A 14,679-nucleotide genomic window follows, 5' to 3' on the forward strand; every position below is an offset into this window, starting at 1 on the left:
GACCCATGGCCAAGGCTGAGGCCAAAGCCTGACCATACTATCGCCGGGACCGAATAATTCGAACAGGTGTTCGATGACGGCTTAGATGGACGGGCCGGGCGAATCCAGGGGCGGACGGCCGCAGCCGTTGAGGAAGCAGTCGTGCTGGTGGTCGTTGATCATGCCGGCCGCCTGGAGGAAGGAGTGGACCGTCACCGGTCCCAGGAAGCGCAGGCCCAGGTCGCGCATGTCCTTGCAGACGATGGCCGACAGGTGGTCGTAGCGCGGTATGGAGGGATCGTCCGGATAGTCATGGTTGATGGTCTGGCCGCCGGTGAAGGACCAGCAGTAACGGTCGAATTCCTCCCCAGGAAATTGCCGGGCGATCAGGGCGGCATTGGCCACGGTGGCTTCAATCTTGCGTCGATTGCGAATGATGGCCGGGTCGGCCACGAGACGGTCGATCCGGCCTGCGTCGAAGGCGGCGACCGCTTGAATATCAAAGTTGTCAAAATCCTTGAAGAGGGCCTGGCGGCGGTGCAGGACCAGCTGCCAGCTGAGCCCGCATTGGAAGATCTCCAGGGAGAGCATGGCGAAGAGCCTCTGGGACCCATGCAGAGGGCGGCCCCACTCATGGTCGTGGTAGCTGCGCATGAGCGGGTCGTCCACCTGTGCCCAGTCGCATCGATATAAGGGTTCGGTCATTCGCACTCCCCTATCCAGTGTTTGGGTTCAGGCTAGCACCGACGGACGCCCGGACCGGGTGGTCAATACCACTGAGTCGGGTGGGCCGATTTAGAGTTGGAGCAGAGGCCGGTCGCCCATGCCCGGGGCAATCCCCACGGCGGCAGTACGGTTGCGGCCGGCAAGGAGAGGAAGCATGTGCCATGACTGACAAGGACAATCCGCGCAGACTCTGGACCGACGACGAGGACCCGGTCGAGAGGGCCAAGCGCACCTCCCCTGCCATGCAGGGCAGCCAGTCGAATTCAGATTCGTCGTCCAAGTCTTCCACAGCGGCGGGGTCGGCAACGGCAGCTGGGAATTCGGGGAATAGCAGTTCGGCATCTTCGGCTGCAACAACTCCAAATTCATCCAACTCAAATTCATCCAGCTCAGGTTCATCGCCTTCGGGTGCGGCAACCAAGCAGTCCGGTGATTCGTCGAAGAAGTCGTCGGCTGGGGATACCGGTGCCAAGGAGACCGTCAACGGAGGCGGGACTCGTTCTGATCGCAGCGGCAATGAAAATGAAGCAGCGCAGGGATCCTCCAAGGGACGCGGCTGGAAGCTTTTCGAGGACATCCTGCTCTGGGTGGCCTGGGTGGCCATGGTGGGCTTCAACGGCTATGCGGAGGTCTACCACTTCAATGGCACGACCGTGGGCGGCCTGGCCCGCAAGGTCGACCTGTGGATCATGCCTGCCGGATACGTCTTCGCCATCTGGGGGGTCATCTACATCGCCCTGGCCATCTGGCTCTTCCGCTTCTGCCTGGCCGGCCCCAGCCGCAAACGCCTGGGCTTCCTGCCCTTCACGCTGAGTGGACTGTTCTTCGTAGCCACCTGCTGCCTGAACATCGCCTGGCTGGCCCTGTGGCACATGGAGCGCAACTTCTGGGCCCTGGTCATCATCCTCATTCTGACCGTGCTGGCCTGGATGCTCTACGCCCTGGTGCGCAGGGATGCCACCGAGGCCGGGACCCCCACCGCCGCCAAGGCCCTGGACTGGATTCCGCTGTCCATCTACGCCAGCTGGCTGAGCGTGGCAACACTGGTCAACGCCGGATACATGGTGGTCGCCGGGCATAGGGTCGGCAATGCCGTGCAGGGATTCGCCACCATCATCGTGGTCGGCGCCCTCCTGGCTGTCGCCTACCTGATGAACAGGCATGGCAAGGACTGGGTCTTCGGCCTGGTGGTCATCTGGGCCTGCCTGGGCATCGGCATCAGGATTTTCTCCTTCGCGGCCGCCATGGGCGTGCTGGTCATCGCTCTGACCGCCGTGGGCGCCTTCCTGGTCTACTTCCCCTGGAGCAGGTTCAGGCTGGTCCGCCGCTGATCCGTCCATGATTCATTCTTTGCCCCGTCAGCCGAGACGCACTGGCGGGGCTTGCTTCTTGCTACCATGGTCCCTTGCAAGTTTTGAATCCAAGAGGAAAGCGGGGTCGGAGGCGGCATGGCTATTGAGGCGCAGGGACTTGAGATCCGGATAGGTGCCCGACTACTCCTGCAAGCCACCGACTTCCACGTGACCAAGGGTGATCGGATCGGCCTGGTGGGCCGCAACGGCGCAGGCAAGACCACACTGACCCGGGTCATTACCGGCGACATGCTCCCCTCGGCCGGCAAGGTGCGGGTGACCGGACAGCTGGGATACCTGCCCCAGTCAACCCATGCGGGAGACTCCGAGCAGAGCGCCCTGGACCGGGTCATGAGCGCCAGGGACATCGCCTCCATCATCCAGCGGATGCGCAAGGCCGAGACCGAGATGACCAGTCCTGATCCCAAGATCATGGAAAAGGCCATGAAGCGTTACGACAAGGCCCAGCAGGACTTCGAGAACGCCGGTGGTTATGCGGCCCAATCCCAGGCCATCGTCATGGGCGAGAGCCTGGGGCTGAGCCAGGAGACCCTGCAGCAGGCACTGGGCACCCTCTCCGGCGGTCAGCGCCGACGGGTCGAGCTGGCCAGAATCCTCTTCTCCGATGCCGACACCCTGATTCTGGACGAGCCCACCAACCATTTGGATGCCGACTCCATCGAGTGGCTCAAGGGCTACCTGCGCCGGTTCGAGGGCGGCTTCCTGATCATCTCCCACTCCACCGAGCTGTTGGACGAGACCGTCAACCGCATCTGGCACCTGGATGCCCAGCGTTCCTGCATCGACATGTACACCATGGGATGGAAGGCCTATCTGCACCAGCGGGTGGTGGACGAGGAACGCCGACGCCGCGAACGCGAGGTGGCCGAGAAGAAGGCCGATCGCCTGATGCGGCAGGGCATCCGCCTGCATGCCAAGGCCACCAAGGCCGTGGCCGCCCAGAACATGATGCGCCGCGCCCAGCGCCTGCTGGCTGACACCCAGGAGGCGGAAAAGGCCGAAAAGGTGGCCGACCTGCGCTTCCCGGATCCCGCCCCCTGCGGCCGCACGCCCATCACGGCCGAGGACCTGTCCAAGGCATACGGATCCAACATCGTCTTCGCCGGAATCAACCTGGCCATCGACAAGGGCTCCAGGGTGGTCATCCTGGGATACAACGGCGCCGGCAAGACCACCACCCTGCGGCTGCTGGCCGGCATCGAACAGCCCGACACGGGCAAGGTGACCTTGGGGCACGGGGCCAAAATCGGCTACTTCGCCCAGGAGCACGACACCCTGGATAACGATGTCAGCGTTCTGGAGAACCTGCAGCATGTGGCCCCTGACCTGGACAACACCCAGGCGCGGACCATCCTGGGCTCCTTCCTCTTCTCAGGGGACGACGCCATGAAGCCCACCAAGGTGCTTTCGGGCGGCGAGAAGACCCGTCTGGCCCTGGCCACCCTGGTGACCAGCCGGGCCAACGTCCTTCTGCTGGACGAGCCCACCAACAACCTGGACCCCGCCTCGCGCGACGAGATACTAAAGGCCATCGCCAAGTACGAAGGGGCCATCGTGCTGGTCACCCACGACGAGGGGGCGGTCAAGGCGCTCAACCCAGAGCGGGTGCTGCTCATGCCCGACGGGGATGAGGACCTCTGGAGCGACGACTACCTGGATCTGGTGGCCGAAGAGTAGGTAGCCACAATGGCGAAAAGCGGGTCAGTCGTCCTCCCCCAGGACCTCCACGCCCTTGACCCCTGGAGTCTGGCCGATGGATTCCACCAGCTCGGTCACATCCCCCTTGCCCAGCAGGTTGACGGTGACATCGGCCCCCTTCCAGGTGTCCCGGTGCAGCTCATGGATGGTCAGCACCCTGGACTCGAAGCCCATGCGGGTGGCCAGCAGCAGGGATTCGCGCAGACAACCGTGGCCGTCCTGGTATACGATGCGCAGGACCGTGTTCTGCCTGTTGCGCAGGAACCATTTGAGGATGGGCGCAATGACCAGGACGGCCAGAAAGTAGAAGACGACCGCCAGGATGGCGATGGCGAAGAGCTGGACACCGCAGGCCATGCCCACGGCCGCGGCCACCCAGATGGCGCTGGCCGTGGTCAGACCCTTGACCGAATCGTGGTTGAAGAAAATCACTCCGGCGCCGATGAAACCGATGCCCGAGGCCACTCCAGCCGCGATTCGCGAGGCATCCCAGGAGTAGTTGCCCACAGCGGCCTGGATGCCGTAGAGGGAGACCATGGTGAACAGGCAGCTGCCCAGGCCAACCAGAATGTGGGTGCGGATGCCGGCGTCGTGTTTGAGGAACTCGCGCTCGAAACCGATCAGGCCACAGAGAATCACAGTAAGGACCACCGCCATAATCTGGCCTTGATTCGGCATTGCGAATCCCTGCATGATTTCCTTCCCTGCCCTCGTAAATAGGCAGACTTTATAACGCTTGCAGGACAAGGCCATCGGATAGAGTGGAGCCAGCACGTGGCCGGCCGCGCCGCCGCCGCACGTGGACCTTTTGAATGAGGGGTGTGATGCCATGAAGCCGTCACCAGATGAACGCCGCGAAGCCCGGCGGACCCTGGCCACCAGCGCCTATTCCGCTGACATGATCCGATCCCTGGAGCAGCCGTTTTTGGATGACGGGGTGCCCCTGATGCGCATTGCCGCCGGATCCCTGGCCTCCGTGGCCGACGTCATGCTGACCCAGGCCGGGCTGGAACCGGCAGGAGCCAGGATCGTCCTGCTGGCAGGGGCCGGCAACAATGGCGGCGACGGGCTCTATGCCTCGGCCGACCTGGCCGGGCACGGGGCCGATGTGACTGTGGTGGCCACCGGGCGCAGCCTGCACCAGGGTGGGCTGGATGCCCTTCTGCGCGCCGGCGGGATGGTCACGGCCCTGGATCCCCAGGCAGTCATCCCCGGCTGCGAGGCACCGGCAGGACCGGACCAGGCTTCCGAGGAGCTGGACCAGGCCCTGGAGCTGTGCCGACAGGCTGATCTGATCATCGATGCCATGACCGGTATCGGTCTCAAGGGGGCGCTGCGCGGCATTCCCGCCGCTCTGGCTGCAGACCTGGGCATGGAGGGCGGTCTGCCCGACAGACCCGCCTGGCACGATCCCGCCGGACAGGATGGGCCCCTGGTGCTGGCTGTGGATACGCCCTCCGGCGTGGACATTGATGAAGGCACCCTGACCGGGGCCTACATACCGGCGGATGTGACCGTGACCATGGGGGCCATGAAGCCCTGCCTGATGCTTCCCCCGGCCGCCTACGTCTGCGGCAGAATCGTCCTGGTGGACTTCGGCTTCGACACCTCGGCCCTGGTCCCCAGCGTCTCCTGCATGAGCGTTGAGGACTGCGCCGGACTTTTGCGGGCGCCCAGGGTGGATGACACCAAGTACACCAGGGGCGTGGTCGGTCTGGTCACCGGGTCCGCCCTCTACCATGGCGCGGGGCTGCTCTCCAGCAAGGCTGCGGCCAGCGGCAACGTGGGCATGATCCGTTACTGCGGCCCCGAGCAGGTGGGCGACCTGATCCTGCAGGAGCTGCCCGAAACGGTCCTGGGCCGTGGACGGGTCGAGTCCTGGGTGCTGGGCTCGGGCGTGCCCACCCGGCAGGCCCAGGAGGCCGCCGGTCCTGAAGGCCAGGACGGTCAGCGGGATCTGATTGCCGACATACTCAATCGACAGGCCGCGGACCTGGACGAGGACGAGGCGGCAGCCGACCCGCCGGTGGTGGCCGATGCCGGAGCCCTGGATCTGCTGCCGGACCGGCTGGGACCGCGCACCGTACTGACCCCGCACGCCGGCGAGATGGCCGCCCTGCTCAACTCGCACGGTGAGAACGTGGACGGCGACCAGGTCATGGCCGAACCCCTGCGCTGGGCTGTCCGCGCCTGCCAGCTGACCGGAGCCACCATTTTGCTCAAGGGGGCCATCACATTGGTCGTCGGCGAGGACGGCACCGACCGCCCTCGGGTCATGACCACCGGCTTTGGCCCGGCCTGGCTGTCCACGGCCGGATCAGGGGATGTACTCTCCGGCACCATCGGAGCCATGCTGGCCCAGAACGCCGGACCAATCCAGGATGATGCCACGCTGATGGTGGATCTGACGGCTGCTGCGGCCTTCCTGCACGGGCTGGCCGGTTCCCTGGCCAGTGGCGGCAGGCAGACCGGCTGGGAGCAGCCGCTGATCTTCGACCCCCGCAAGCCCCAGGACTTTGCGGATCTGGTGGCCGAGGACAATCGACCGGGGGGCCAGGGGACCCTTACAGGACGCATGGGGCAGCCGATCCGTGCCGGGCAGGTGGCCGATGCCCTGCCCAGGGCCATAGGGCTGGTCATGTCCAGAGCCGACGGGGTTGCCGAACAGTTCGACCGATCCATCCAGGATGGGGACGATGCCTCTCTCTTCTTCGAGAACAGCTCGCTTTGGTTCTAAGCGCGTCATCGGGAAAGGAGTCGATTCGATGACCTCGCAGCTCATTGTCATGCGTCACGGGGAAAGCGTCTGGACCCAGAAGTCGGTCAACCGTTTCGCCGGTTGGGTGGACGTGCCCCTGACAGATCGCGGACTGAAGCAGGCCCGTCATGCCGGACAGCTGCTCAAGGAGTCAGGCCTGCTGCCCGACCTGGTCTTCACCTCCCTGCTGACCCGCAGCATCGTCACTGCAAACACAGTGCTGGATCTGGTTGATCGGGCCTGGATTCCGGTGGAGCGCACCTGGAGGCTGAACGAGCGCCACTATGGTGCCTTCCAGGGACAGACGCGACCGGCCATGCTGGAACGCTACGGCCAGCAGCAATTCAATATCTACCGGCGTTCCTACGATGTTCGGCCGCCGGCCATCGAAACCGATTCACCCTATTTTCAGGGACGGGATCCTCGCTATGCCCCGACCATGGGCGACGGGCTGGACAGCCGAAATCCGGCCGAGATCCGTGCCGAGTGCCTCCAGGACCTGCTGACTCGTCTGCATCCCTACTGGCGCAGCCGGATAGCCCCCAACCTGGCCCAGGGTCGGACTGTGCTCATCGTCACCCACGGTTCCGTGGTCCGCAGTCTGATCAAGGTTCTTGAGCACGTTGACGACAAGGACATAAGATCCATCAATGTGCCCACCGGTGTGCCCATGGTCTATAGCTTCGAGACCGATGGGGACGGCAACCCCCAAGTCCAGGGTCCGGGTCGCTATCTGGATCAGGAGGCTGCGAACCAGGGCATGGCTGAAACCGCGGCTCTGGGCCGATAGGGCCTTGGGTATAGATTGGCTTGTATGACACTGCTCCAACTGCGCTACATCGTCAAGATTGTCGAATGCGGCTCCATGAACGAGGCCTCGCATGAGCTCTACATCTCTCAGCCGGCCCTGAGTTCATCGGTCAAGGAGCTGGAGAACGAGCTGGGCATCGAAATCTTCACCCGCCATTCGCAGGGGATTGCCCTGACCGTGGACGGAGCGGAATTTCTGACCTACGCCCGTCAGATTCTGGACCAGACCGACCTGCTTGAGGCCCGCTACCGACAGGTCAGGCCCCGTAAGCAGCTCTGCCGGGTCTCCACCCAGCACTATATGTTCGCAGTCGAAGCCTTCGTGGAGATGATCAACTCCATCGATTCGGACGAGTACGAATTCACCATACGGGAGACGCGCACCAGGGACATCATCGACCAGGTGGCCACCCTCCAGTCCGAGATCGGCATCATCTACGAGTCCGACTTCAACAAACGGGTGCTGTCCAAGATGCTCCGGGAGAAGCACCTGGACTTCCATCCGCTCTTCAGGGCGGACCTGCATGTCTTCATCGCACGAACCAACCCCCTGGCCGATCGGGCCATGGTGACCATGAAGGACCTGGAGCCCTACCCCTTCCTGCAGTACGAGCAGGGCGAGGAAGGTTCCTTCTATTTTGCCGAGGAGGCGGTCTGGCCCGACTACTCCCCCAAGCAGATCACCGTGAGCGACCGGGCCACCATGCTCAACTTCATCGTGGGGCTGAACGCCTACACGGTCTGCACCGGCATCGACAACGAGGACCTGAACAACGAGAAGATCGTCAGCGTTCCCCTGGAGTCGGACGAATCCATGCTGGTGGGCTGGATTGTCAACAGCCGGACCAAACTGTCCCATGCCGCTGAACTCTACTTGGCCAAGCTGCGCCAGGTGGTCTCCAACCACGGATATTCGCTGATTGAACAGGAGTCAGGCGAGTAGCAGCAAGGCAAGCATCAGCCGCTTCTTAGCGATAATTATTGAATTTCGTTGCTGGTTGCCAGTTGCTTGTGACAGCTATCTCAGTGGTCGTGGCTTACTCTATTTTCAGCGCTTTCCCTTGTGCTCCTATAGATGGCATCTTCCCCTTGTTGCCCACATCCTGCGATTTGAGTCCCAGGGCCTTGAGCAAGGCCCGGTCCAGATGTTCGAGTCCGCCCTGGCTCTTTGCGGCTGCGGTCAGATCCCAGACCTTGCCGTTGATCATGATGGTGGGTGTCGAAAACTCCCCCTTGGCGTCCTTGGCGTCCTTGCGGGTGATGGCGTAGGCGTTGACCCTGTCCACCCATGGCCTGTAGGTGCCCTGGGCGAAACGGTCCGCCAGGGATCTGGGCACGCCTACCCCCACGGCCTGGTCTGCCAGTCGTGCGTCGGAGACGGCCTGATAGGAGCTCTCATCGGGCTGGAAGTCGGCCGCAAAGACGGCGGCGGCGAAGGCCGGCAGATGATCCGGATCCTCCTGGGCCACCATGGCCAGGGCGTTGTCCACGCGGCTGGAGTACTGGTCGCTGGATGCCGAATCCAGGAAGTTCAAAAAGTTGTAGGTGACGTTGATCTGACCGGCGCCGATCATGCGCTGCAGCTGGGGATCGATGACCCGGCCCACCTTGCCGCACCAGGGGCACATGGGATCCATGAAGATCTCAAGGGTCGGCGCATCGGCAACCTTCTTCCTGCTGCCGACACCCTTGGCTGAAACGGTCAGCCCTCCCTGGTCGTCGGCCACCGATGGCTTGACTGTGACCTCTTGCAGGGCCTTGTATGCCTTGGCATCCCCGCTGGGACCCTGGCTGACCTGCGCACTAGAGGCTCCGGATGAAAGCTCTTGGGCTGACTGGTCGCCTGCTGAATGATCAGCCCACAGCATGTATATGCCTGCAGCAAGCACCAGCACAAGGGCCACCGCCACCAGTATCAAAGGAACCCTCCGTGAGCGCTGCGCAAGCGCAGTTTCTTCAGGCTCGCTCACCTGAGGCTGGCCTGTCTCTGCCGGCTTCTCCTCAGTCGAAATTCGTCCGCCGACAGGCTCCGCGGCATCCGAAGATTTCACCGTGTCGGTTCTTGTGGCCGAGACGGCAGGCTTGGCCGCATCCACCGCGTCGACCCCAGTCTGGCCCGGTTCCTCATGACCGTTCTGCTCCAGCGGTTTCGTCATGATCCATGGCCTTCCTTGCGATGATGATCCGTCGGCCTGCCCGTCGGACCTTTACCAATCTACACGAGGGTCGGCCGACAGAATGGCCGTCCGAAGATTGTGCGCCAATGTGGCCTGCTTGTACAATCGGCACGCTGAATATGAGCCGGTCCCTTGTCTAGGCCCCGTAACGCTCCAAGTAGTCCCTGGCGGCATCGGTCGTGTGCTGGTCCAGAATGGGCGACCCGTCCGGGCCCTGCATGGAGGCAGCGGCATCGAAGATCTGGCGGACATTGACGATGCTGATGACCGGGAAGTGGAATTCGTCCATGATGGACTCCACAGCCGAGCCCTGGCCCTGCCCGGTGCGCTCCATCCGGTCCACGGAGAGCACCAGGCCGACGATGGTCACCTTGGCCTGGGACATGATCTTGGGCACCACCTGGCGGACCGCGGTCCCGGCGGTCATGACGTCATCCACCAGCAGCACCCTCATGCCATCCCTTAACTGGGTGCCGACCATGAGCCCCCCGTCGCCATGGTCCTTGACCTCCTTGCGGTCAAAGGTGTAACCGACCGGCATGCCGTGCGCCCCGCTCAGAGCGATGGCGGTGGAGACGGCCAGGGGAATCCCCTTGTAGGCCGGACCGAATACCGTGTCGATGTCGGCGGGCAGGGTCCCCTGGCTCACGGCCTGCACGATGGTCCGGGCGTAGAACTCCCCCAGCAGGGCGATCAGCCGTCCGTCGTTGAAGGCTCCGGCGTTGATGAAGTAGGGCGAGCGCCGTCCCGACTTCAGGGTGAAGTCACCGAACTTGAGGGCTCCGCTCTGGAGCAGGAAGCTGGTGAAACCCTCCTGGATGCGGCGGGTCTGTTCCTGGGCATCCCCGTCATGCTCGGCTGTGTTTTCCGCTGCGAATGCGCTCATCGCCAGCACTCCCCTTTCCTGAGCAAATCGGCCAGATCGGGCCGCTCGTCCAACAGATCGTCCAGCTCCCGGGCCACCCGCATGGGCGCCACAGGATCCACCAGGGCCGCAGCCCCCACCTCCACGGCGTTGGCACCCGCATATAGGAATTCCAAGGCCGTGCGTCCCGAGTCGATGCCCCCGATTCCGATGATGGGAATCTCGGGCAGTGCCTGACGCACGCGCCAGACGAAGGACAAGGCTATGGGCAGGATGCAGGGGCCTGAGACGCCGCCGGTGCCCTGGGCCAGAATGGGCCTGCCCGTATTGATGTCGATGCGCATGCCCACCAGGGTGTTGATCAGGCTGAGGGCATCCGCTCCCCCATCGACGGCCGCCCGGGCCATCTCCACGATGTCGGTGACGTTGGGGGTCAGCTTGACCACCATGGGCTTGTCGGTCAGAGCCCGCAGCCGGGTGATCAACCGGTTCAGGGCCTTGGCATCGGTGCCCACGGACATCCCCCCATGGGAGACGTTGGGGCAGGAGACGTTGATCTCCAGCATGTCCGCCGGGGAGTCGGCCAAGCGTTCCACGACGGTGGCGTAGTCCTGGTCGCTGTGGCCGGCCACATTGGTGACCACGTTGGCTCCCAAAGCCTTGAGCCTGGGAAGCTCATCCACCAGGTAATGGTCCACACCCGGGTTCTGCAGGCCCACGGAGTTGACCATGCCTGCTGGACTCTCGGCGGTCCTGGGCGTGGGGTTGCCCTCCCAGGGAACCGGCGAAACCCCCTTGGTGGAGATGGCGCCCATCTGCGAGACGTCGTAATAACCCCCGCAGGCATCCAGGTTGAAGGTGCCCGAGGCAGTGCCCACCGGGTTCTTCCAGGGCAAGCCGGCCACAACGGTGCCATGACGCCAGGTGTGCGGCTCAAGAGGATCCATGATTGTCAGCCCGCTCATCGTGTCTCCTTCTTGCCCTCGCCTGCATCCCAGATCAGACGGTCGGCGGCAAAGACCGGGCCGTCCTTGCAGACCTTGAGCCTGCCGTCCAAGGTGTCGACCACGCAGGCCACGCAGGTCCCATAGCCGCAACCCATCCGGGACTCCATGCAACACTGGCCAGACAGGCCGGCCTTACGTGCCCAGGCGGCCACGGCACGCATCATATGCAAAGGTCCGCAGGTCAGGATGATGGTCCGCTGGGGATCGATGCCGCCGCGAACCCGGTCCAAGAGGGTTATGACATCCCCGGACGCATTGTCGATGGACTCAAGCCGGTCGGTCAGCGAGCCCATGATGGCATCGGCGAACCGGTGGTCCCTGTAGCCCAGCAGGGCGGTTGTGCGCACACCGGACCGGCCTTTCAGGCACTGGGCTGCTCGGATCAGCGGGGGGACGCCCAGGCCGCCGCCCACCAGCAGATAGTCGGCCGGCTTCCCCAGGTCGAAGCCATGGCCCAGGGGCCCCAGCAGGTCCACAGCCATGCCTGGCTGCAGGCGGGAGAATTCATCGGTCCCCTGGCCCACGACGGCAAAGATGATCTCGATCTGCCCGCCCTCCAGGACCCGGCTGATGCCGAAGGGCCTGGGCATCATGGTCATGCGGTCTGCCGGGTAGAGGTTGATGAAGGCTCCTGCCGGGGCGTGGGCTGCCAGGTATGGGTCGCGGATGGTCATTCGCCATACCTGCCGGTCCAGGGGCTCCATGCCGGTGACCTGGGCGGTACGCCGTCCGGGCAGCCGGCCTGCCTGTTGGGCCTGCTCCTCCACCTGGCTGGTGGATATGAAGAGGTTGGGTTTCATCGGGCCTCCTTGATCGCCTGATTGAGATCGTCCTTCATGGCCTGCGCTGCTCGGCGGGCATCGCGGGTGACCATGCCCAGGGCCGCCTGCACGCTGAGCTGTGGGCTGTAGTCCGGATCCTTCCGCCAGGCTGCGATGATTCCCCGGGAGGAATTGACCACAGCGCCGCCACCTGACCGGTCGAACATGGGCGCCACGTCGGCCGCCGAACCGCCCTGGGCTCCGTAGCCGGGGACCAGGAAGAAGGTGTGGGGCATGGACCGGCGCAGAAGGGCGCCGTCCTCGGGGTGGGTGGCGCCGACCACGGCTCCAAGCCGGGAGTAGCCCGATTGGCCTATGGAATGCTGCCCCCAGGATTCGACCAACTCGCCCAGGCGCTGATAGATGGTGACGCCGCCTGAGTCGGTATCCAGGCCCAGCTCCTGGATCTGGCTGCCCGAAGGGTTGGAGGTGCGTACCAGGGCGAAGAGGTCGCCTTGGATGTGCTCGGCCGCCTGCAGGAAGGGTTCCACCCCGTCGGAGCCCAGGTAGACGTTGATGGTCAGGGCATCCTCGTACCAGGGGAATCTCCCACCTGTCCGGGCCGACCCGTCCGCATCCTGCTCAGGGGCGAAGGGCAGGGGAAGCCCGTCCAGGTGGGCGGCATAGGCCTGAGCCGTGGAGCCGATGTCACCGCGTTTGACGTCCCCGATGACGTAGAGGCCACGGTCGGCAGCGGCCCGGCAGGTGCCGGTGTAGGCCCTGACGCCCCAGGGTCCCAGGGCCTCGTACATCGCGATCTGGGGCTTGACTGCGGGTACCAGGTCGGCCACCCCCTCCAGAATGGCCAGGTTGAAGCGCAGATAGGCGCTGGCCAGGTGGTCCGCCCAGACGGCCTGGGCCTGCTCCTCCTGGTTCTGCTGCGGATCCTTGGGGGCCAGACCCATCTGGGCCATGCTCCCAGCGGCACGTTGTCTGGCCTGTTCGATCAGCTGGCTGGGCAGCAGTTCCGGTCGCGGATCCAGGCCGACCACGGTCGGATTCTGCTTGTCCTGAATGAGCGCAGTCAGTCGGTCCATGCTCGGATCCTTTCCCTGGTGCTGACGCGGCTTGCGGGGAGGCGGGAGAAGACCAGACGCCCCGCCTTGATGGTGGCCATGACCCGTCCGGCCAGTTCCGCGCCGGCGAAGGGGGTGTTGCGTGCCTTGGAGTGGAAGCGGCTGGGATCAACCTCCCACTTGGCCTCAGGGTCCAGGATGACCAGGTCGACAGGCGGTTGGCCGGCCTCGCTGTGCTGATCGACCTCCAGTTGAAGGTGACCGGTGTCGGCCTTATTGACCTTCTTGGCCATGTGCGAGGGCAGGTCTTCGGGCAGGAGCCGCCGCATGCCCATGAGCTCGGCCGGGGCCAGGGACATGAGCTCGATCAGGCGGTCGTGGCCGATGAGCCCGCTTTTGACCAGGACCTGGTTGCAGACCGCGTAGGCAGTCTCCAGGCCGATGATGCCGTTGGGGGCGTCCTTGAGCCCCAGCGCCTTCTCAGCGGCGGTGTGCGGGGCATGGTCGGTGGCGATCATATCCACAGTGCCATCGGCCACGGCTTCCAGGGCCGCCTGTTGGTCGGCGCGGAAGCGCAGCGGAGGGTTCATCTTGGCCATGCTGCCGCAACGCAGCAGATCCTCGTCGCAGAGAGCCAGATAATGGGGCGCGGTCTCGCAGGTGACCGGCATCCCACGGGCCTTGGCGCGGCGGACGGCCTCGAACCCGCCGGCGGTGCTGACATGCTGCAGATGCACCCTGGTGCCGGTGCGTTCCGCCAGGGCGATGTCCCGATTGATGATGGCGGTCTCGGTTGAGGCGGGGATCCCTTCCAGCCCCAGTTGGCGGCTGACCGCCCCCAGGTTGACCTGCCCGCACTCGTGGTGCTCACAGTGATCCAGGATGGGCAGGTCGACAGACCGGGCATTGGCGGCCACAGCCTCCAGGGTCCGGTCGGTCACGGCCGAGCCGTCATCGCTGATGGCCACTACAGGGTGTACCCATCCGTGACCAGGCAGGTGCCCCGACCAGTCGTCTGGGTTTGAGGCCTGACGGCCGGCCCGGTCCAGAGTGGCCGCCACGCAGAGGGCGTAGTCCACCGGCAGATGCAGTCCGTGGTCCCGCTCATAGGATTCCAGATAGTCGATGACCGTGCGCCCATCGGCCATCCGTGCTCGGCCGTCCATGGCGGGCTGGGTGTTGGGCATGAGCAGTATCAGCCCGTAGCCTCCGGCCGCTGCGGCAGCTGTGCCGGTCACCATGTCTTCCTTGTCGGTCTGTCCAGGGTCGCGCAGGTGGACATGGGGGTCGACCAGGGCCGGAGCCAGCACCAGCCCCGAGGCGTCCATCCGATCCACCTCTGCCGACATGGCACCGGTCTCGTCGATCAGCGCGCTTTCGACGGCCTGGGGAAGCACCAGATCGACCGTCCTGCCGCTGCGCCAATCAGTCAACCCCAGCAACCGCATG

Annotated in this window: 13 protein-coding genes; 5 read left to right on the forward strand and 8 right to left on the reverse strand. The window is 64.5% G+C overall.

Annotation, left to right across the window (positions count from 1 at the left end; all coding sequences use genetic code 11):
• Positions 1-81: 81 nt before the first annotated feature.
• A complete protein-coding gene (locus H3V04_RS02455; protein WP_198187088.1) occupies positions 82-684 on the reverse strand; it encodes a DNA-3-methyladenine glycosylase I in 603 nt (200 codons plus the stop codon).
• A gap of 182 nt (positions 685-866) precedes the next feature.
• Between H3V04_RS02455 and H3V04_RS02460 the strand changes: the two genes are divergently transcribed.
• Positions 867-2,036, forward strand: coding sequence for a TspO/MBR family protein (locus H3V04_RS02460; RefSeq protein ID WP_198187089.1), 1,170 nt, complete (start codon positions 867-869; stop codon positions 2,034-2,036).
• A 117-nt stretch (positions 2,037-2,153) separates the two neighbouring features.
• The gene (locus H3V04_RS02465; RefSeq protein ID WP_198187090.1) at positions 2,154-3,755 is read left to right on the forward strand and encodes an ABC-F family ATP-binding cassette domain-containing protein; all 1,602 of its coding nucleotides are present in this window, start codon (positions 2,154-2,156) and stop codon (positions 3,753-3,755) included.
• A 24-nt stretch (positions 3,756-3,779) separates the two neighbouring features.
• Here the strand turns inward: H3V04_RS02465 and H3V04_RS02470 are convergent, their stop codons facing one another.
• Positions 3,780-4,469, reverse strand: a complete 690-nt coding sequence (locus H3V04_RS02470) for an MgtC/SapB family protein (protein ID WP_198187091.1) — start codon at positions 4,467-4,469, stop codon at positions 3,780-3,782.
• 136 nt (positions 4,470-4,605) lie between these two features.
• On the opposite strand from H3V04_RS02470, the gene H3V04_RS02475 reads away from it, so the two are divergent.
• From H3V04_RS02475 to H3V04_RS02485, 3 genes are read left to right on the forward strand one after another with little or no spacing between them, the layout of a single operon-like run.
• On the forward strand, positions 4,606-6,513 hold the full coding sequence (locus H3V04_RS02475) for a bifunctional ADP-dependent NAD(P)H-hydrate dehydratase/NAD(P)H-hydrate epimerase (RefSeq protein WP_198187092.1): 1,908 nt from the start codon (positions 4,606-4,608) through the stop codon (positions 6,511-6,513).
• Between the two features lie 28 nt (positions 6,514-6,541).
• The gene (locus H3V04_RS02480) at positions 6,542-7,324 is read left to right on the forward strand and encodes a 2,3-diphosphoglycerate-dependent phosphoglycerate mutase (protein ID WP_198187093.1); all 783 of its coding nucleotides are present in this window, start codon (positions 6,542-6,544) and stop codon (positions 7,322-7,324) included.
• Between the two features lie 24 nt (positions 7,325-7,348).
• Positions 7,349-8,287 (forward strand): LysR family transcriptional regulator, encoded by a 939-nt coding sequence (locus tag H3V04_RS02485; RefSeq protein ID WP_198187094.1) that lies wholly within the window; start codon positions 7,349-7,351, stop codon positions 8,285-8,287.
• Between the two features lie 94 nt (positions 8,288-8,381).
• Here H3V04_RS02485 and H3V04_RS02490 read toward each other — a convergent pair whose 3' ends face one another.
• The 6 genes from H3V04_RS02490 to H3V04_RS02515 form a co-directional block, all read right to left on the reverse strand.
• A complete protein-coding gene (locus H3V04_RS02490) occupies positions 8,382-9,500 on the reverse strand; it encodes a thioredoxin domain-containing protein (RefSeq protein ID WP_198187095.1) in 1,119 nt (372 codons plus the stop codon).
• 157 nt (positions 9,501-9,657) lie between these two features.
• Positions 9,658-10,407 (reverse strand): orotate phosphoribosyltransferase, encoded by a 750-nt coding sequence (gene pyrE / locus H3V04_RS02495; RefSeq protein WP_232342428.1) that lies wholly within the window; start codon positions 10,405-10,407, stop codon positions 9,658-9,660.
• The gene (locus H3V04_RS02500) at positions 10,404-11,351 is read right to left on the reverse strand and encodes a dihydroorotate dehydrogenase (RefSeq protein ID WP_198187096.1); all 948 of its coding nucleotides are present in this window, start codon (positions 11,349-11,351) and stop codon (positions 10,404-10,406) included. The genes pyrE and H3V04_RS02500 overlap by 4 nt, the downstream gene beginning before the upstream one ends.
• Entirely contained in the window at positions 11,348-12,193 is an 846-nt protein-coding gene (locus H3V04_RS02505) for a dihydroorotate dehydrogenase electron transfer subunit (protein ID WP_198187097.1), read from the reverse strand. Before H3V04_RS02505 ends, H3V04_RS02500 begins: the two co-directional genes overlap by 4 nt.
• The gene (gene pyrF / locus H3V04_RS02510) at positions 12,190-13,251 is read right to left on the reverse strand and encodes an orotidine-5'-phosphate decarboxylase (RefSeq protein WP_198187098.1); all 1,062 of its coding nucleotides are present in this window, start codon (positions 13,249-13,251) and stop codon (positions 12,190-12,192) included. Before pyrF ends, H3V04_RS02505 begins: the two co-directional genes overlap by 4 nt.
• Complete coding sequence (locus H3V04_RS02515) at positions 13,239-14,678, reverse strand: dihydroorotase (protein WP_198187099.1); 1,440 nt, start codon at positions 14,676-14,678, stop codon at positions 13,239-13,241. Before H3V04_RS02515 ends, pyrF begins: the two co-directional genes overlap by 13 nt.
• Between the last annotated feature and the right edge of the window lies 1 nt (position 14,679).

Source organism: Bifidobacterium sp. M0353 (assembly GCF_016100645.1).
Lineage (GTDB): Bacteria > Actinomycetota > Actinomycetes > Actinomycetales > Bifidobacteriaceae > Bombiscardovia > Bombiscardovia choladohabitans.

What these genes read in the sequence shown, in the direction of transcription:
- H3V04_RS02475 (WP_198187092.1), top strand. Translation starts at nt 4,606, where the DNA reads ATGAAGCCGTCACCAGATGAACGCCGCGAAGCCCGGCGGACCCTGGCC.
- H3V04_RS02490 (WP_198187095.1), bottom strand. Translation starts at nt 9,500, where the DNA reads ATGACGAAACCGCTGGAGCAGAACGGTCATGAGGAACCGGGCCAGACT.
- H3V04_RS02515 (WP_198187099.1), bottom strand. Translation starts at nt 14,678, where the DNA reads ATGCGGTTGCTGGGGTTGACTGATTGGCGCAGCGGCAGGACGGTCGAT.
- H3V04_RS02470 (WP_198187091.1), bottom strand. Translation starts at nt 4,469, where the DNA reads ATGCAGGGATTCGCAATGCCGAATCAAGGCCAGATTATGGCGGTGGTC.
- H3V04_RS02505 (WP_198187097.1), bottom strand. Translation starts at nt 12,193, where the DNA reads ATGAAACCCAACCTCTTCATATCCACCAGCCAGGTGGAGGAGCAGGCC.
- pyrF (WP_198187098.1), bottom strand. Translation starts at nt 13,251, where the DNA reads ATGGACCGACTGACTGCGCTCATTCAGGACAAGCAGAATCCGACCGTG.
- H3V04_RS02460 (WP_198187089.1), top strand. Translation starts at nt 867, where the DNA reads ATGACTGACAAGGACAATCCGCGCAGACTCTGGACCGACGACGAGGAC.
- H3V04_RS02465 (WP_198187090.1), top strand. Translation starts at nt 2,154, where the DNA reads ATGGCTATTGAGGCGCAGGGACTTGAGATCCGGATAGGTGCCCGACTA.
- H3V04_RS02500 (WP_198187096.1), bottom strand. Translation starts at nt 11,351, where the DNA reads ATGAGCGGGCTGACAATCATGGATCCTCTTGAGCCGCACACCTGGCGT.
- pyrE (WP_232342428.1), bottom strand. Translation starts at nt 10,407, where the DNA reads ATGAGCGCATTCGCAGCGGAAAACACAGCCGAGCATGACGGGGATGCC.
- H3V04_RS02455 (WP_198187088.1), bottom strand. Translation starts at nt 684, where the DNA reads ATGACCGAACCCTTATATCGATGCGACTGGGCACAGGTGGACGACCCG.
- H3V04_RS02485 (WP_198187094.1), top strand. Translation starts at nt 7,349, where the DNA reads ATGACACTGCTCCAACTGCGCTACATCGTCAAGATTGTCGAATGCGGC.
- H3V04_RS02480 (WP_198187093.1), top strand. Translation starts at nt 6,542, where the DNA reads ATGACCTCGCAGCTCATTGTCATGCGTCACGGGGAAAGCGTCTGGACC.